The sequence below is a fragment of the Corynebacterium sp. ACRPF genome (assembly GCF_022347395.1).
GTDB lineage: Bacteria > Actinomycetota > Actinomycetes > Mycobacteriales > Mycobacteriaceae > Corynebacterium > Corynebacterium tuberculostearicum_D.
Window position 1 is genome coordinate 1 of the sequence record NZ_JAKRNB010000047.1, and the last position, 774, is coordinate 774.

General features: G+C 53.9%; 1 protein-coding gene. It reads right to left on the minus strand.

The features are described 5' to 3' along the window. Nucleotides 1-563 (minus strand): transposase (locus MHX61_RS11250; protein ID WP_239194949.1); only part of this gene is annotated, 563 nt, incomplete at its 3' end. Nucleotides 564-774: the final 211 nt, after the last annotated feature.

Consider the following 774-nt stretch of genomic DNA (forward strand, 5'->3'; position numbering starts at 1 on the left):
ACGGTGCCGAACTGTTGTAGTTTTACGGTCCATTCGGCTGCTTTATCCAGGTTGTCAACGGCGAGTAGTTCAAAGGAAAGTCGTTGTAATGCTTTGCCCATAGCGGAAGTGGGATAAAGGCCGGTGGCGCGTTGAATATTGCGTTTGACGTGGACAATGCAGCGTTGAACCGGGGTATGAGGCCACAGCTGGTGTAGTGCTTTAAGCCCTCCGGCATCGCCATCGCAGGTAACCAACTGTGGTGGGGCTAGCGGGTCGAGCAGGCGCATGTAGGACCAGGAGGATTCTTTCGTGCACCAGAACCAATTGATGACATGGCTGGAGTCGGCAGCTACAACAAGGCATTTGGTGTTGAAGTAGGTGCCGTCGATGAAGATTTGGTCGTAGATTCGCTGCCTATCAACGCTTCGGGGTGGTTGGATAAGCCAGAACGGTGTGAAGCGTCGTTGCAAAGTTCGTGGTGAAACACCGCAGGTTTTAGCCGTTTCTTCCAGGCTGTTGCTGGAGGTGAGCCAGGAAATGAACAGGCGGAACCATTTGGCTTGCACGGCATCGTTATTCACGCGGGTGAAGGTGGCCTTGCAGGTGCGGCATCGCCATCGTTGGCGCCCAGCACTCGTTTTTCCGTGTTTCGTGCATGCCCTGCCGCAGACGGGGCATCGAGGATGATTTTTACTCATCCCCTCATCGTGAACCTAGGTGCCTAGCACACCGGCATGCCTTTGGCGGTATTTCATGGTCGAAGCTGGAATATCCCTCTGGATAAGTGAAATA